Source organism: Corynebacterium sp. HMSC055A01 (assembly GCF_001809405.1).
Taxonomy (GTDB): Bacteria; Actinomycetota; Actinomycetes; order Mycobacteriales; family Mycobacteriaceae; genus Corynebacterium; species Corynebacterium hesseae.
Genome location: NZ_KV797572.1, coordinates 44,147 through 60,244 on the forward strand (window position 1 = coordinate 44,147; position 16,098 = coordinate 60,244).

Below are 16,098 nucleotides of genomic sequence, written 5' to 3' on the forward strand. Positions count from 1 at the left end.
CCGCACGAAGAATAACCCGGTGCTCATCGGCGAGCCCGGCGTGGGTAAGACCGCCATCGTGGAGGGCCTGGCCCGCCGCATCGTGGCGGGTGACGTCCCGGAATCCCTCAAGGGTAAGACCCTGCTGAGCCTGGACCTCGGCTCCATGGTCGCCGGCGCGAAGTACCGCGGCGAGTTCGAGGAGCGCCTCAAAGCCGTGCTCGATGAGATTAAGGCTTCCGATGGGCAGATCATCACCTTCATCGATGAGCTGCACACCATCGTCGGCGCCGGTGCCACCGGTGAAGGTTCCATGGATGCCGGCAACATGATTAAGCCCATGCTCGCCCGCGGCGAGCTCCGCCTGGTCGGTGCCACCACCCTCGACGAGTACCGCAAGTACATCGAGAAGGACGCCGCCCTGGAGCGCCGCTTCCAGCAGGTCTACGCCGCCGAGCCTTCCGTGGAGGACACCATCGGTATCCTCCGTGGCCTCAAGGAGCGCTACGAGGTACACCACGGCGTGCGCATCCAGGACTCAGCCCTGGTTTCTGCCGCGGAGCTCTCGCACCGCTACATCACCAACCGCTTTCTGCCGGATAAGGCCATCGACTTGGTTGATGAGGCCGGCTCTCGCCTGCGCATGGAGATTGACTCCTCCCCGCAGGAGATCGATGAGCTGGAGCGTATCGTCCGCCGCCTCGAAATTGAGGAGCTGGCCCTGAAGAAGGAATCGGACGCCGCCTCGAAGGATCGCCTGGCAGCCCTTCAGCAGGAGCTGGCGGATGAGCGTGAGAAGCTCGGCGAGCTCAAGGCCCGCTGGGCCAATGAGAAGAAGGCCATCGATGATGTGCAGACAATCAAGGAACAGCTGGAGGATCTGCGCCGCCAGGCCGAGATTGCGGAGCGCGATGGTGACCTAGCCCTGGCCTCCGAGATCAATTACGGCAAGATGCCACCGCTGGAGAAGGAGCTGGCTGCGGCCGAGGAGAAGGCGAAGCAGCAGCACAACACCATGCTCACTGAGGAGGTCACTCCGGATACCATCGCGGAGGTCGTCTCCGCTTGGACCGGCATCCCGGCCGGCAAGATGCTGCAGGGTGAGACCGAGAAGCTGCTCAACATGGAGTCCGTGTTGGGTGAGCGCGTGGTGGGCCAGAAGGAGGCCGTCACCGCGGTGTCCGACGCCGTTCGCCGTGCCCGCGCCGGTGTGGCTGACCCCAACCGCCCGACCGGTTCCTTCCTCTTCCTCGGCCCCACAGGCGTGGGTAAGACGGAGCTGGCGAAGGCTCTGGCGGACTTCCTCTTTGACGATGAATCCGCCATGGTCCGCATCGACATGTCCGAGTTTGGTGAGAAGCACTCCGTAGCCCGCCTCGTCGGTGCCCCTCCGGGATACGTGGGCTACGACGCCGGCGGCCAGCTCACCGAGGCGGTGCGTCGCCGCCCCTACACGCTGGTGCTTTTCGACGAAGTCGAGAAGGCCCACCCGGACGTCTTCGACGTGCTGCTCCAGGTGCTCGATGAAGGCCGCCTGACCGATGGCCAGGGCCGTACCGTGGACTTCCGCAACACGGTCATCATCCTGACCTCGAACCTGGGTGCCGGCGGCACCAAGGAGGAGGTCATGGAGGAAGTCAAGCGCAGCTTCAAGCCGGAGTTCATCAACCGTCTTGATGATGTGGTGATGTTTGAGCCGCTGACCTCGGATCTGCTCTCCGGCATCGTGGGCATCCAGCTCAAGGGCTTGGCCGAGCGCCTGTCCGGCCGCCGCTTGACGCTGCAGGTCTCCGACGCTGCCAAGCTGTGGCTGGCGGAGCGCGGCTATGACCCAGCCTATGGTGCCCGCCCGCTGCGCCGCCTGATTCAGCAGGCCATCGGTGACCAGCTGGCCAAGAAGCTTCTGGCCGGCGACATCGTGGACGGCGATACCGTGCACGTTGACGTCGCCGACGGCGGCGAGCACCTCGAGCTAGCTGCCCGCACCGCATAAGCGGCGCTCACCGGTCGCCAGCACCCGCTCATGCCCCTATGATCTGGGGGCATGAGCATTTTGATCTCCCCTCACGAGCTGAGTGAGAAGATTTACCGCGGTGACAAGACGACCATCCTCGCTTCCCTCTGGGCCCCAGGGGAAGGCGAGGCCTTCAATCTTTTTTCTTCCCTTCACATTCCAACCGCCCAGTACGCGGACGCCGCGTCAGCCTTCGTGGGCCTGCCGGGCTCCAAGGTCGGACGCAACCCACTCCCACAGACCGAGAAGATTCAAGAGTGGATCGATCACTGGGGCCTGCGTGAGGATAGCGAGGTCGTGGTCTACGACGAAGGCCGCGGCCTCTTCGCCGGCCGCGCGTGGTGGACGCTGCGCTGGGCGGGCATCCATAACGTCCGCATTCTCGACGGCGGCCTGTCCAACTGGCGCGCCCAGGCAATGCCCACGCTCACCGGCCCGGGCAACCTGGGCATGACCTCGAACCTTAAAGTGAAGCCGGGCTCGATGCCCACGGCCACCATCGATGAAGTCAAGGAACACAAGGGCCTGCTTCTCGACGTTCGCACGCGCAACCGCTTCGCCGGCCGCCGCGAAAACCTCGACTTGAAGGCCGGCCACATCCCGGGCGCGGTCAACCTGCCCGAGCGCCTCTTCCACACGAAGGACATCACCGAGTGGAAGTCCAAGGAAGAAATCCTGGAAATCCTTGACCAGCACGGCGTGACCAAGGAGAACGTGGACGGCGCCATCATCTACTCCGGTTCCGGCAACCACTCCGCGCTCACCATTGCCGTTCTGGAGCACGTGGGCTTTACCGGCCTGCGCCACTTCGTTGGCGGCTGGTCACAGTGGTCGGCCAACCCGAAGAATCCCGTGGAGCGCGGCGACCGCGAGCACGTCTAGAATCCTCGTGTGACCAGCGTGCCAGCGCCTATCGGGCGCGCCGGGCGATTAGAGTCGGTCAGTGATGCCTTTCGTACTCTTATCCCTCGCCGCCCTCGCGCTCGCGGCCGGTGTGATCGTGCTCTGGTTGGATCAGCGCCAGCGCGCCGCGCACTCCGCCGGTGATGCAGCAACCGAGGCCCTCACCGATACCGGCGCCTCTGCCGACGGCATTGCCGCCGATTCCGCCGACGGCGCAGCCGATGCCGTGGCCCCTGAAGCCGCCGAGCCCGAGGTCGAACCTGAACTCATCGAAGAACCCGAGCCCACAGCAGAGCCCGCCATCGCAACCGAGCCGGAGCCCGCCCCGGAACCTGAGGCGGAGCCGGCCGTAGAAGCAAGCACAGAACCGGCACCAGCGCATAGCTTTGCCGAGCGCGCAGAGCGCGCCAGGCACCTCGTGCCGGGCAGCGCCCGCCGCGAGCGCAAGGCCTTTGGCCAGCAGCGCGGCTGGGAATACATCAAGCACGATTCCTACCTGACCGATGAGTGGACCCGCGGCGCCGCCGCCCGCGGCCAGGAACCCCGGGATATCGTGGCCGGAAGCGTCCGTGGCCATGAGACGCTGCTCTTCGACATGGGCTCAATCCCCGTCATGGCCATGCGCACCGGCGCGGCTTCCGACATCGTGGTTGATTTCCGCCGAGCAGGCGAGGAAGCGGAGAACCATTCTGAGGATCTGGTGTACGTGCGTGAGGAGGAAGGCTTCGAGGTCTTCGCCACCGACGCCGGCGTGGGACAGCGCCTCATCGATGCCCGCGTCACCGACGCGCTGAGCCGCCTTCCCGCCGCGGTGACCGCCGTGTGGATGGAAGGGGAGTGGGCGCTTGCCCAGACCACCCGGCAGGCGCGCAGCGCCGAGTGGGAAGCGCTGCTCGAACCGCTGGCCACGCTCGCCGATTCCGCCCGCGTGCTCCCACCGCGCTCCGAGGCTGCCCAGGTGCTGCGCGTTGATGAGCTCGACCCGAGCCGCGATATCCCGGAGCCCCCGCAGCCGGAGCCGACCGGGCCCACGGCAGTACCGGATCGTGATGATTCCCTCGACACCCCGACCATCCAGCGCCCCACCGAACCGGTGGTCATGCCGAGCCGCACCACCAGCGAGGCTCGTGGCACCATTGATCATTCCAGCTTGGGTGCGGACGAGGTGGACGCGATTGCCGACGGCCACGAACACCCCGCCCCCGAAAATAACCAGGCCCGCCTCCCACGCCGTTTCGACGGCGGCTCCTCCATCTTCGACTAGGCCTGCTGGCCTGCCAGCCTGGCACCAGCACTAGTCGCGGGCAATCGCGGGGCAAGAGGGTAAACTACAGGGCGGATTTTCAAGGCTATAAAGCCACAGACTTTAAGGAGCGAGCGATGAGCCTGGATCAGCAGAAGAAGCAACGCCTAGCAGAGCTGGTGAAGGAGCTGGCCGTCGTCCACGGCAAAGTCACGTTGTCCTCCGGCAAGGAGGCCGATTACTACGTGGACCTGCGCCGCGCCACCCTGCAGCACGAGGCCTCGCGGCTTATCGGCGCGCTGCTGCGTGAGCTCACCGCCGACTGGGACTATGCCGCCGCTGGTGGTCTGACCATGGGCGCGGACCCGGTCGGGTTGGCCATCATGCACGCCGACGGCCGCGATATCGATGCCTTCGTCGTCCGCAAGGAAGCCAAGAAGCACGGCATGCAGCGCCAGATCGAGGGCTTTAACGTTGAGGGCCAGAAGGTGCTCGTCGTCGAGGACACCACCACGACCGGTAACTCCCCACTGACCGCGGTGAAGGCGCTGCGCAAGGCGGGCGCCGAGGTCGTCGGCGTGGCCACCGTGGTCGATCGCAACACCGGTGCCGGCGATGCCATCGCCGCCGAGGGCTTGGAGTACCGCTACTTGCTGGGCCTTGAGGACCTCGGCCTTGCCTAAGCCCGAGGAAGAAGCGGAAGCCAAGGGCCCTACCGAATGGAATGAGGGCCGCCACGGTGTTGGCCCTTGGGAGGGCCCGCCACCGCAGGGCCCGGAGGCGGAGAAGTACGATCCCGAGCTGCTCGCGGAGGGGGATCGCCGCAACGTCGTTGACGCCTACCGTTACTGGACGCGCGAGGCGATCCGGGAGGACATCGATAAGCGCCGGCATGCCCTGCACATCGCCATCGAGAACTTCGAGAACGATTCCAACATCGGCACCGTGGTGCGCACCGCCAACGCCTTTGCTGTCGACACCGTCCACATCGTGGGCCGGCGCCGCTGGAACCGGCGCGGCGCCATGGTGACGGATAGGTACCAGCACCTCATGCACCACGCGAACGTTAGTGATCTGATGGCCTGGGCTGCCGACCAAGGCTTAACCGTCGTGGCTATCGATAACACCCCCGGGTGCGTTCCACTGGAGGCCGCGGAGTTGCCCGAGCGCTGCCTGCTCCTCTTCGGGCAGGAGGGGCCCGGAGTGAGCCCGGAGGCACAAGATGCGGCGCTGATGACCTGTTCTATCGCGCAATTTGGTTCGACTCGCTCCATCAACGCGGGCGTGGCCGCAGGCATCGCCATGCATGCGTGGATTCGCCAGCATGCGGATTTATCAAAAGCTTGGTGAGATCCTGCACACTGTGTTTACATCTAGGTAACGAATTCACATTTAAGAATGATGAGACAACAGTGTTAGAGAAATGGTCCCACCGCGCTGACCTCGCGGAGACAGCCATCAATGAGCGCCACGCGCAAGCCGTGTGGGGCTTGCCCCGTACCAACCTTGCCGTGGTGAGTTGGCCACCCACCACCAAGGAATCACTCTTTGTGCACTGGCATTATTGGTGGCAGGCGCACTATTTGGACTGTCTTGTCGACGCCGCCTTGCGCAAGAACACCAAGGCCCGCCGCGCGCGTATTTCCGATACCATCCGCGGCATCCATGTGCGCAACCTCCGCGCGCTGACGAAGAACCGTTACTACGATGACAAGGCCTGGATGGCCCTGGCTATTTCCCGTGCCGGTGAGCTGAAGAAGCAGCGCCCCTACAAGAAGCTGGGCGCTCTGCAGCACAACATCCGCGATGGCATTGATTCCCAGGTGGGCGTGCTGCCGTGGCGCGAGGGCGAGACCTTCCTCAACGTTCCTTCCAACGGGCCAGGCGCTATCATGCTCGCCCGCATGGGGCGCGTGGACGAGGCCCGCCACATCGTGGACTGGATCTACGATCACCTCATCGATGACGATGGCTTCGTCATGGACGGCATCCGCATGCGCATGGACGGGCAGGAAGTAGTTCGCAACATCCACCCCTACTGCCAAGGCGTGGTGCTCGGTGCCTGCTTGGAGATTGTGCTGGCGCTGCGGAAGCAGACGGGCCTGCGCTCCGTGGAGGACATCGACACCGTTCATGAGGCCGAGCTCGCCGCGGACATGATGGATTACACCACCCGGATCCGCGGCCTCGTCCAGGCGGTGGCCACGGGAATGGCAACGTATACGGGTGTCATTGATTGGCAGACTGGCGACGGCGACGGCGGCCTCTTCAAAGGCATCCTTGCTCGCTACCTCGCGGACGTGGCGGTGCGCCTGCCGGGTGATTCCCCCGCTAACCGCGCGACGAAGAAGCTGGCCGCGCGGCTGGTGACGGCCTCGGCGGAATCCGTGTGGGAACACCGCCTTGAGGTGGACGGTCTGCCCATTTTCGGCTCCGACTGGACCGCGGATGCAAAGCTGCCCCACAACTACGGTTTTGGGCCTTCCTCCTTGGGCCAGAAGGTGGGTATTATCCGCGTGGCCGAGCGCGATTTGTCCGTTCAATTGTCCGGTTGGATGTTGTTGGAAGCCTGCACCCGAATTGTGAAGTACAAGTCAGAATCCGCCTGACGGCAGAATATGCCCAGCTCAAGGGGCTGTTTAAGTCCATGGGAGCCGGGGTTTAAGTGAGGTCACACCGCTTCTCGCGGCGGAAAACCACAATAACAGGCATACTTGGATGTTGGAACGTGTTGTTTCGCTGGTTTGTGAGACGGCACGGCTTACTGCACAGCAACTCCAAAGGATGGAATTTCATGCCTATTGCAACCCCTGAGGTTTATAACCAGATGCTGGATACCGCCAAGAAGGGCGGCTTCGCATTCCCGGCAATTAACTGCACCTCCTCCGAAACCATCAACGCCGCACTCCGCGGCTTCGCCGAGGCTGAGTCCGACGGCATCATCCAGTTCTCCACCGGCGGCGCCGAGTTCGGTTCCGGCCTGTCCGTGAAGAACAAGGTTGCCGGCGCCAAGGCACTGGCTGCCTTCGCTCACGAGGCTGCAAAGCACTACGGCATTAACGTTGCGCTGCACACTGACCACTGCCAGAAGGAAGTCCTGGATGAGTACGTGCGCCCGCTGATCGCCTTCTCCCAGGAGCGCGTTGACCGCGGCGAGCTTCCGCTCTTCCAGTCCCACATGTGGGATGGCTCCGCTATCCCGATCGATGAGAACCTCGTGATTGCCCAGGAGCTCCTCGAGAAGGCCCACAACGCCAACATCATCCTCGAGGTTGAGATTGGCGTCGTCGGCGGTGAAGAGGACGGTGTTCAGGCCAAGGCCGGCGCTAACCTCTACACCTCCCCGGAGGACTTCGAGAAGACCGTCGATGCCCTCGGCACCGGCGAGAAGGGCCGCTACCTGCTGGCCGCTACCTTCGGCAACGTCCACGGCGTCTACAAGCCGGGCAACGTGAAGCTGCGCCCGGAGGTCCTGGATGAGGGCCAGAAGACCGTCGTGAAGAAGCTCGGCCTGGAAGAAGGCTCCCAGCCCTTCGACTTCGTCTTCCACGGCGGCTCCGGCTCCGAGAAGGAGAAGATTGAGCAGGCTCTGGGCTACGGCGTTGTCAAGATGAACGTGGACACCGACACCCAGTACGCCTTCACCAACCCGGTTGCCCGCCACATGTTTGCTAACTACGACGGCGTCTTCAAGATCGACGGCGAGGTTGGTAACAAGAAGGTCTACGACCCGCGCTCCTACATGAAGAAGGCTGAGCAGGGCATGGCTGACCGCGTGGTTGAGGCCTGCACCGACCTGCACTCCGTGGGCAAGACCGTTTCTAAGTAAACCAACGTCCAGCTGACGTCGGCTCCTCCTGGACGCCGTGCTGATTCAGCACATCTCAACAAGCCACCCTTCGCCCTCGAGGGGTGGCTTTTGCATACCCAACCCCATCATCAGAACGCGTAAAATGCCGGAATCATGGAAGCGCAAGAGTCATCGTCGAATTCGTCACCGGGAGCCAAACGCGTCCGCAGGACTACCCGCGAGCAGCTGCGGTTGGTGGATAAATCTCTGAAGTCGCGCTTCACGCGCATTCGCAACCGACTGGTGTTCATGATTCAGAGCACCCTCGGTGCCGGTTTGGCGTTCTATGTTGCGCATGACTTTTTCGGCCACGAGCAGCCCTTCTTTGCCCCGATGGCCGTCATCATCATCCTCGGCCTTTCGGGAAGTGACCGCCTCAAGCGCGCCGTCGACATGTCTATCGGCGGCATCGTGGGCGTGCTGGTGGGCACGCTGCTTGTCGACGCCCTCGGAACCGGCCCCATCCACATGACCATCATCATCGGTCTGGCGCTGGTGATCGGCTCCTTCGTCACGGGCTCGCAGCTGGTGAGCAACCAGATTGTCATCGCCGCCATCCTTATCGCCACCATCCTTCCGCCGGAAGAAATGGGCGGGCTCTCCCGCGCCATCGACGCCATCATCGGCGCGGTTATCGGCCTCACGATGATTGTGCTGATTCCCTCCTCACCCCTGCGGGCGGGCCGCTCGGAAGTCTCGAAGGTCCTGGGCATTACGGCCTCGGTTCTCTCCGATGTCTCCAGGGGCCTTGCGGACAATGATCCAGAAACCATCATGGAGGCCCGCGATGCCGTGCGCGGCACGCAGGACGACATTAACAACATGCTCAACGCCACCAAAGGCGGCGCGGAGACCGCAAAGCTCTCGCCCTTCCTGTGGAGCTCGCAGCGCAACGTCCGCTCGCTGGAGCGCATCCTCACGCCCGTCGATAACGTGGTCCGCGGCACCCGCGTGCTGTCCCGCCGCGCCCTCGTGCTCGCCGAGGACGGCGACCAGGCCACTGCCGAGCAAGTGGAGCTTATCGACGAGCTAGCCGAAATCACGATGGAGCTCTCCGACCTCTATACCCACCAAACTGCGCATGAGCGCCGCGTGGATGAGGCGCATGCCATTCCGGAGATAGTCAAACGCCTGCGCCAGCTGGCTGCGCGCTGCTCGATGGACGTCGCCGGCGAGGAAGCAGTGCTCTCCGCCTATGCTGTGCTGGCTCAGACCCGCTCCGTCATCGTGGACCTGCTCATGGTGTGCGGCATGTCGCGTGAGTCCGCCGTGGCGCAGCTGGTACCCACCTCGAAGCACCCGGCCTACCCGCCGGAGGTGCGGGAAGAGGACTAGGGCTAAAAGGTCACGCCTCAGCTGCACAAAACTGGGGTATGTGTGCGCTTCCAACCAGCTTCGTAGGGAACACGGGGGAGTGGTAGAGTCTTCCGCAGACCGCCTAGGTGCATTGCACAATGCGCATGCGGTGAGGATTCGGTTTCGAGCCTAGCGCCGAAAAGGTAATGCTGGCCGAATCCTTCTTTCGTTTTCCTTCAACCGCGAGAATTAGGGCCGGACTATCTGTAGGTCCCGCAGGTGACGGTAGAACGTCACGCGCTTGACCGGCCTCTTGGCGCGGACTCCATCGACGCTGACGCTGAGCGCCGGCCCCCCTGCCTGTACCGCCCGGCCCTGCACGACGCTGGATGGGTCGAGCTGCCCTGGTTGGGCAGGCTTGCGCATGCGCGCAAAGAACCCACGGCGTGGTGCTTCGTCCGCCTCAAAACTTGTTACCGCCTTCGCCGCCACGATGCCCGGCGCATCCGTCATCGGCACAAGCTTTGCTCCGAAAACATCCTTCTCGCGGTCCGCGCGCAGCAGCACGGCATCGTCAACGATGATCTCACCGGTGATCTCCTCGTTCGACCACTCCGCAATCGTTGCCGAACCCGCCACGGCGAGGCCCGCGTCATTGCGGATGAGCGGCACCGGCTTGACGGGTGCGGTCATGGCAAAGGAGAGCGCGTCCTCCATCACTGCTCCCTGGTCGCCGAGACCCTGGCGGCCCTGGCCCGTTTCGCTAGCTTTTAAGCCCCAATTCATCGCCGCGGTGGAGTGCTCCCCAGTGGGAACGTAGCCTACCTCGGCCCACAGGTAATCCGCCCGCATCATGCGGGTCAGCACGGCGCTTAGCGCGGCATCGCTGCCGATGACCACAATGCGCAGTGGCTCACGCAGGAACGGGGCCTGGGGCGCTGGACCCGGCGCACCGAGGTGGCTCACGTCTGGCTGTGCGGCAATCTCATCCAGCGAAGGAGTGGGATCCTCCGGGAGAATCTCGCTGGCCAGGGCATCAATAGCCTTCAACTCCTGCCGGCTGGGAACCTCTGCGAAGCGGAAGTGCTCGACGCGCATTCCGCGCTGTGAGGCCTCGACGAGGGCAGTGGTATGGGCGTCGGTGAAGTGGCCGCCGCAGTCTACAAGCGCACAGATCATACAAGAAGCATAGAAGCGTGGAAAGAGCTTCGCTAAAAAGCGCCGCCAACAGCGCGCAAACAGCGGTGCTTTCCCCGGAAAAGTAGTGCACATCACAGCGCGTCAGTAGGCTCCAAGGCAACGCCCAACTTCTTAGCAATCAATTCTTAAGCCCCTAACAGCCGGAGGTAAGCACCATGTCCACTCGCATGACAACTCTTGCACTTGTATCCACCGCCGGGCTTCTGATGAGCTCGTGCAGCCTCATCGGCGGTGCACTGACGGAAGTCGAGGAGCCAGCATTCACCGAGGCTGCCGCCGAGTCCACGACGAGTTCGGCGGCGCCTACTTCGTCGAAGGCCACGTCGACATCGAGCAGCACGTCCTCCTCGAGCACCAACGCTGACTGCGACGAGAATAAAGAACTCGAGGACACCGAGCTGAGCAAGGTCCTCGAGAATAAAGAAGCCTATGTGAAGGGCTCGACCGAGAAATTTGAAGACGTGAGCGTCAGTGAAGATGAATACGACGCTTGCAAGTTCCTCAGCTACGCGGTGCTGGAGGGCGAGTTTGATGGGGAGGACGTCAAGGTTCCTGTCTTCTTCGTCAACGGTGAGGTCTATGACGAGGATGCCCTCTACATCACGTCAACGTCCTTCGAGGTGGAGGAAGACGGCGAAGGCTACACTTTTGAGTCCAAGACTGAAGGCGACGTCGTTGGCGTCGAAGGAAAGGCATACAAACGCCCAGGAACCGAGGCGCCGTCCATGGAAACCTCCTTCGACGGCGTGGATTCGGACATCTTCTTCATCGACGTGGATTCGGAACCAACCGAGTCCGCGGATTTGGCTAAGGATGAAGAAGACCTCCGCGGCGAAGAGCTCTTCACCATCTCCGCCGATGGCTGGAACATGGTCTGCGGCATCATTGAAGAAAACAACGCCATTGATTGTGCGCATGGCGACGGCGGGACTTGGTCCATCAAAGGTGGTAAGACCCCAATGCCGGAGGGTATGGAATTCAACCTGGTGACCTTCCTGCCTCTAGAGGGCAGTACTGAGTTCACTCAGTATGACGATGAAATCCCAACTAACGGCACAAAGATCGAGGGCAACGGGCTCTACCGAATCGGCATCGGTGATGTTGAAGCCCAAATCGCTGTTGTCGATGACGGCATCATCGTCAGCACCCCGGACAAGTCGCGGTTGATGTTTACCAATGACACCATCTACTTCGATGAGGAGGGCTCAGGCGACGGCAGCACCGACGATGAAAACACCGAAAACGTCTAGCCCACCCGTACCGACACCGCATCAATTCCTGATGACCATGTCACAAACCCACCGTCGTACCGCCATGCCGGGTAAAGTAGGTGCGTATTTGACTTCAATAAATAGGAAGTGACACCAACATGGCAGCGATCGTCATCGTCGGCGCCCAGTGGGGCGATGAAGGCAAGGGCAAGGCTACCGACATCCTCGGCGGCAAGGTCGATTACGTAGTGAAGCCCAACGGCGGTAACAATGCCGGCCACACCGTCGTGGTCGGCGGCGAGAAGTATGAGCTGAAGCTCCTTCCCGCCGGCATTCTTTCTGAAAACGCCACCCCGGTCCTGGGCAACGGCGTGGTCATTAACTTGGAGGCCCTGTTCGATGAGATCGATGGCCTCGAAGCCCGCGGCGCTAACGCTTCGCGCCTCAAGATTTCCGCCAACGCGCACCTCGTGGCGCCCTACCACCAGACCCTGGACCGCGTGCAGGAGCGCTTCTTGGGCAAGCGCGCTATCGGTACCACCGGCCGTGGCATCGGTCCTGTCTACGCCGACAAGGTTGCCCGCATCGGCATCCGCGTGCAGGACATTTTTGATGAGTCCATCCTGCGCCAGAAGGTCGAGTCCGCCCTGGACATTAAGAACCAGATGCTGGTGAAGATGTACAACCGCAAGGCTATCGATCCGGAGCAGGTTGTGGAGTACTTCCTGAGCTACCGCGATCGCCTGCGCCCGATGGTCATTGAGGCCGAACTGGAGCTGAACCAAGCCCTGGATGCCGGCAAGCACGTCCTCATGGAGGGCGGCCAGGCGACCATGCTGGATGTTGACCACGGAACCTACCCCTTCGTGACCTCCTCGAACCCGTCGGCCGGCGGTGCTTCGGTTGGCTCCGGCATTGGTCCTACGCGCATTAAGACTTCCCTGGGCATCATCAAGGCCTACACCACCCGCGTGGGCGCTGGTCCTTTCCCCACTGAGCTCTTCGACAAGTGGGGCGAGTACCTGCAGACCACCGGCGGCGAAATCGGTGTCAACACCGGCCGCAAGCGCCGCTGCGGTTGGTATGACTCCGTGGTGGCTCGCTACGCCACCCGCGTCAACGGTTTCACGGACTACTTCCTGACCAAGCTGGACGTGCTCACCGGCATCGGTGAGATCCCCATCTGCGTGGCCTATGACGTTGACGGCAAGCGCTACGACGAGATGCCGCTGACCCAGTCTGAGTTCCACCACGCGGAGCCCATCTTTGAGACCATGCCGGCTTGGGACGAGGACATCACTGACTGCAAGACTTTTGAGGACCTCCCGCAGAAGGCTCAGGATTACGTCCTGCGTCTGGAGGAACTCTCCGGCTGCCGCATTTCCTACATTGGTGTCGGCCCTGGCCGTGACCAGACCATCGTGCGCCACGACGTCATGCAGGACCAGTAAGTCACCAGCCAGTCCAAGACGAACGAACCTCAGGCGCCGCCTAACCGCGATGGTGCCGCGCAACAACCGCCCAACTTCTCCCGTGCCACCGTGCACATGGCTATAGGAACCACCGCACGGGAGAGGCGGGGCGGTTTAATGCCTCTAATGCCTCTGAAGGGGGTTTGGGGGACGTCGCCAAGCAATGCAGCACCAGAAGTGTGCGATAATTCGAGAATGACTACCGTAGGCGACATCGCAGGCCACATCGGAACCCCTCTGACGGGAAACGCCACCAAGGTGCTTCTTTTGGGGGCGGGAGAGCTGGGCAAGCAGCTGGTAATTGCCTTTCAGAACCTAGGGCTGGAGGTCCACGCCGTGGACCGCTACGCAGGAGCCCCCGCGCAGCAGCTTGCGCACTTTAGCTACATCGCAGACATCAGGGACCCGCACAAGGTGTGGGAGCTTACAGAGCGCATCAAACCGGACTATGTGGTCCCGGAAGTGGAGACCGTCGCGGTGGAGGCGCTGAAGCGTATCGAGGAATTCGGCACCACCGTCGTGCCGACGGCGCGGGCCTGTGAGCTAACACAGTGCCGCGAGAGCGTGCGTGAGGTGGCTGAGAGCATCGGCCTGCCCGTAACGGCCTATCGTTTTGCTGAGTCCGCTGAACAGCTCAAAGAGGCGGTGGGGGAGTTGGGGCTGCCGTGCATCGTGAAGCCGGATATTACGACCTCCGGCAAGGGGCACGTCCTTCTTAAGGAAGAAGAAGATGTGGAGGAGGCCTGGGCCATGGTGCGCCACGTGTCCTCCGATAACAAGCGCGTAGTGGTGGAGCGCTTCGTTGACTTTGATTATGAGGTCACGCTGCTTGCTGTGCGCTCCATCGACCCGGCTACGGGCAAGATGGCCACATGGTTTAGTGAGCCCATTGGCCACCGCCACGAGAACGGTGACTTGGTGGAGTCCTGGCAGCCCATGGCGATGAGTGAGGATGCCCTGGCGAACGCACGCTCCGTTGCGGCGCGTATCTCCAATGAGTTGGGCGGGCGCGGCGTCTACGGCGTTGAGCTCTTCGTAGCGGGCGATGAGGTGTACTTCTCCTCCGTCTCACCACGCCCTTTGGACACCGCCATGTTGACCGGATACACGCAGCGCTTCTCGGAGTTTGAGCTTCATGTCCGCGCGATCCTGGGCTTCCCCATTGACGTGACGATGGTCAGCCCTGGTGCTGCGGTCATCCTGCACGCGGACGCCGAGCTTGACGACGTCTCCTTCACCGGCCTCGACACCGCCTTATCCTATGAAGAGACCGACGTGCGCCTGTTTGGTAAGCCCTGGGCCTACGCCGGCCGCCGCATGGGCATGGTGGCTACGACCGCCGAGGACGTTGAGACCGCCCGCGACAGGGCAGCACTCGCGGCCGGAAAGATTACGGTGGGGCCGAATACTGATAAAACCGTCCACGGTGATTCGCAGCCCGTGGAGCCGACTGCCAATGCCGTCTCCGACATTGAGCTGATTGAGGTGCCGGAGCCGGTTGTCGACGTCGACCCGAAACTCATCCGCTCCACCGACGATTAAAGAAACAGTGACGTTATAAGTTAAGGGGAATGATACCCTGCGCCTTGGCGGGGGAGCGGGGTGCTGAATGTGATTGAAGTGGCCGTGTGTTACGCATGGCCACTTCTGCGCATTTCTGGGGGCTATTTGTCGGCAGGTTGGAGAGGTGTGCGGGGCATCTTCCGTGCGGGAAGTCGGTTGGCTCAGCACCGCCTTAAGGAAACGCTTATGCAAAAACTTAAGAAACCTTAAATGGAAAAATCTAAGAAAATCTGAGTTATGTGCCGTGTCAACATTTAGGGGAACGTATTGGCGAAAAACGGCCTGAAGGTCGAGCGCACAGCACGTTTTACCTGCTGAATTATCGCTCAATGGGGGTATAAGGAAAAGTTATTCAGCAATCAACTATCTTGCGGCTAGCTGTGAGTGATGATAGTCTCCTGAGTGGACTATAAGAGTACGTGAGATTCTTAAGGAGAATCGCCGGTCAGGGTGTAAAAACCTACGTCCAGATTTCAGATTGTCTCAGCGGAAACTTACTGCTGTGCAGAACAACTTGTAGACATTCACATCATTCGAAGAGGAAACGATGAGTAAATTAAGGAATATCTCCAGAGAGGGGTGGATGGTCCTTACTGCTGTTTTCACGGCAATAGCAGTGATTGCGGCCATGGTCACCGTTCCCTGGGCGAAGGCGCAGGATGCCGCAGATGGTCCTGTAAAGATTGAAGCTAGTACCAAATACGGCTCTGAGGGAGCTCAGGCTGGCGGTGTCGACCCAAGTTGGAACACGGTCTGGGCTGGCTCACATTCTAAGTCTAAGACTAACAATGCTGGATGGGGTTGGTGTATTGACCCTGGTCTGCATATTCCGACGCAGGTTAGCCATAAATACCTCATCTCTCAAGCAGGTAAAGCTCCGATTCCTGATGAGTATTATGATGCGGCGATTAACGTTGCGGTGAATATGCGCGATGCTTATGAGAGCGGTCGCAAGCAAGATGCATTTAACTACTCTATCTATTTGGGTGCGTTGATTGGTACTTCCCAAGCGAAAACTACCTCCGCACAAGTGATCACCAAGGTGCTGACTGATCCCGTTCAGGCGGGCACTTTTAGTCGCTTCACTGGAAATTCCACAGAGTTTACAAAGCTGACTGGTCTGAGGATTATCAACCCCGTCGATCCGAAATTTGAGAAAGACGAGTCTGTAAAGATTCCTCAATACGACAAGGGCTTCTATATCACTGTAATTGGTCCAAACGGAGATGTTGTTGGAACCAAGAACATGGGTCTAAAGAGCCAGCGAGTGTTCCCGCCGGATCAACCGGGTCTGCCGGGTGACGAAGGAGAGTCTAAGACTCCGACGATCGGAACTAAGGCTAAGTTTGCTGAGGGTTCGACTCAGG

12 protein-coding genes and 1 pseudogene are annotated in these 16,098 nt (G+C 61.5%); 11 read left to right on the forward strand and 2 right to left on the reverse strand.

The window, feature by feature from the left end:
* From HMPREF2604_RS06000 to HMPREF2604_RS06035, 8 genes are all read left to right on the forward strand, one after another.
* The coding region (locus tag HMPREF2604_RS06000; RefSeq protein WP_070564028.1) for an ATP-dependent Clp protease ATP-binding subunit at positions 1–1,972 on the forward strand (1,972 nt) is incomplete at its 5' end.
* 51 nt (positions 1,973–2,023) lie between these two features.
* Positions 2,024–2,875 (forward strand): sulfurtransferase, encoded by an 852-nt coding sequence (locus HMPREF2604_RS06005; protein WP_070564031.1) that lies wholly within the window; start codon positions 2,024–2,026, stop codon positions 2,873–2,875.
* A gap of 64 nt (positions 2,876–2,939) precedes the next feature.
* The gene (locus HMPREF2604_RS06010) at positions 2,940–4,160 is read left to right on the forward strand and encodes a type III secretion system chaperone family protein (protein ID WP_070564035.1); all 1,221 of its coding nucleotides are present in this window, start codon (positions 2,940–2,942) and stop codon (positions 4,158–4,160) included.
* A 116-nt stretch (positions 4,161–4,276) separates the two neighbouring features.
* Entirely contained in the window at positions 4,277–4,822 is a 546-nt protein-coding gene (pyrE, locus tag HMPREF2604_RS06015; RefSeq protein ID WP_070523611.1) for an orotate phosphoribosyltransferase, read from the forward strand.
* Positions 4,815–5,489, forward strand: a complete 675-nt coding sequence (locus HMPREF2604_RS06020) for a TrmH family RNA methyltransferase (protein ID WP_070564038.1) — start codon at positions 4,815–4,817, stop codon at positions 5,487–5,489. Before pyrE ends, HMPREF2604_RS06020 begins: the two co-directional genes overlap by 8 nt.
* A 62-nt stretch (positions 5,490–5,551) precedes the next feature.
* Positions 5,552–6,748: a glycoside hydrolase family 76 protein gene (locus HMPREF2604_RS06025; RefSeq protein ID WP_070562395.1), complete on the forward strand. Its 1,197-nt coding sequence runs from the start codon at positions 5,552–5,554 to the stop codon at positions 6,746–6,748.
* Positions 6,749–6,933: 185 nt separating this feature from the next.
* Positions 6,934–7,968 carry a class II fructose-bisphosphate aldolase gene (gene fbaA / locus HMPREF2604_RS06030; RefSeq protein ID WP_070523601.1) on the forward strand — a complete coding sequence of 345 codons (1,035 nt, stop codon included), beginning with the start codon at positions 6,934–6,936 and terminating at the stop codon, positions 7,966–7,968.
* Between the two features lie 135 nt (positions 7,969–8,103).
* Positions 8,104–9,324 (forward strand): FUSC family protein, encoded by a 1,221-nt coding sequence (locus tag HMPREF2604_RS06035; protein ID WP_070564041.1) that lies wholly within the window; start codon positions 8,104–8,106, stop codon positions 9,322–9,324.
* 210 nt (positions 9,325–9,534) lie between these two features.
* On the opposite strand, the gene HMPREF2604_RS06040 is transcribed toward HMPREF2604_RS06035, so the two are convergent.
* Both HMPREF2604_RS06040 and HMPREF2604_RS14510 read right to left on the reverse strand, forming a co-directional pair.
* A complete protein-coding gene (locus tag HMPREF2604_RS06040; RefSeq protein ID WP_070564044.1) occupies positions 9,535–10,464 on the reverse strand; it encodes a hypothetical protein in 930 nt (309 codons plus the stop codon).
* A 1,045-nt stretch (positions 10,465–11,509) separates the two neighbouring features.
* On the reverse strand, positions 11,510–11,557 hold the full coding sequence (locus HMPREF2604_RS14510; protein ID WP_118781210.1) for a hypothetical protein: 48 nt from the start codon (positions 11,555–11,557) through the stop codon (positions 11,510–11,512).
* 297 nt (positions 11,558–11,854) lie between these two features.
* Between HMPREF2604_RS14510 and HMPREF2604_RS06050 the strand changes: the two genes are divergently transcribed.
* The 3 genes and pseudogenes from HMPREF2604_RS06050 to HMPREF2604_RS14210 all read left to right on the forward strand — a co-directional run.
* Positions 11,855–13,147 carry an adenylosuccinate synthase gene (locus HMPREF2604_RS06050; protein ID WP_070523587.1) on the forward strand — a complete coding sequence of 431 codons (1,293 nt, stop codon included), beginning with the start codon at positions 11,855–11,857 and terminating at the stop codon, positions 13,145–13,147.
* A 216-nt stretch (positions 13,148–13,363) separates the two neighbouring features.
* Positions 13,364–14,710: a formate-dependent phosphoribosylglycinamide formyltransferase gene (gene purT / locus HMPREF2604_RS06055; RefSeq protein ID WP_070564047.1), complete on the forward strand. Its 1,347-nt coding sequence runs from the start codon at positions 13,364–13,366 to the stop codon at positions 14,708–14,710.
* Positions 14,711–15,314: 604 nt separating this feature from the next.
* A pseudogene (locus HMPREF2604_RS14210) lies at positions 15,315–16,098 on the forward strand (adhesin); the annotation flags it as partial.

Excerpts from the sequence above, each read along its gene's own strand:
- HMPREF2604_RS06005 (WP_070564031.1), top strand. The coding sequence starts at position 2,024 with ATGAGCATTTTGATCTCCCCTCACGAGCTGAGTGAGAAGATTTACCGC.
- HMPREF2604_RS06010 (WP_070564035.1), top strand. The coding sequence starts at position 2,940 with ATGCCTTTCGTACTCTTATCCCTCGCCGCCCTCGCGCTCGCGGCCGGT.
- pyrE (WP_070523611.1), top strand. The coding sequence starts at position 4,277 with ATGAGCCTGGATCAGCAGAAGAAGCAACGCCTAGCAGAGCTGGTGAAG.
- fbaA (WP_070523601.1), top strand. The coding sequence starts at position 6,934 with ATGCCTATTGCAACCCCTGAGGTTTATAACCAGATGCTGGATACCGCC.
- HMPREF2604_RS06035 (WP_070564041.1), top strand. The coding sequence starts at position 8,104 with ATGGAAGCGCAAGAGTCATCGTCGAATTCGTCACCGGGAGCCAAACGC.
- HMPREF2604_RS06040 (WP_070564044.1), bottom strand. The coding sequence starts at position 10,464 with ATGATCTGTGCGCTTGTAGACTGCGGCGGCCACTTCACCGACGCCCAT.
- HMPREF2604_RS06050 (WP_070523587.1), top strand. The coding sequence starts at position 11,855 with ATGGCAGCGATCGTCATCGTCGGCGCCCAGTGGGGCGATGAAGGCAAG.
- purT (WP_070564047.1), top strand. The coding sequence starts at position 13,364 with ATGACTACCGTAGGCGACATCGCAGGCCACATCGGAACCCCTCTGACG.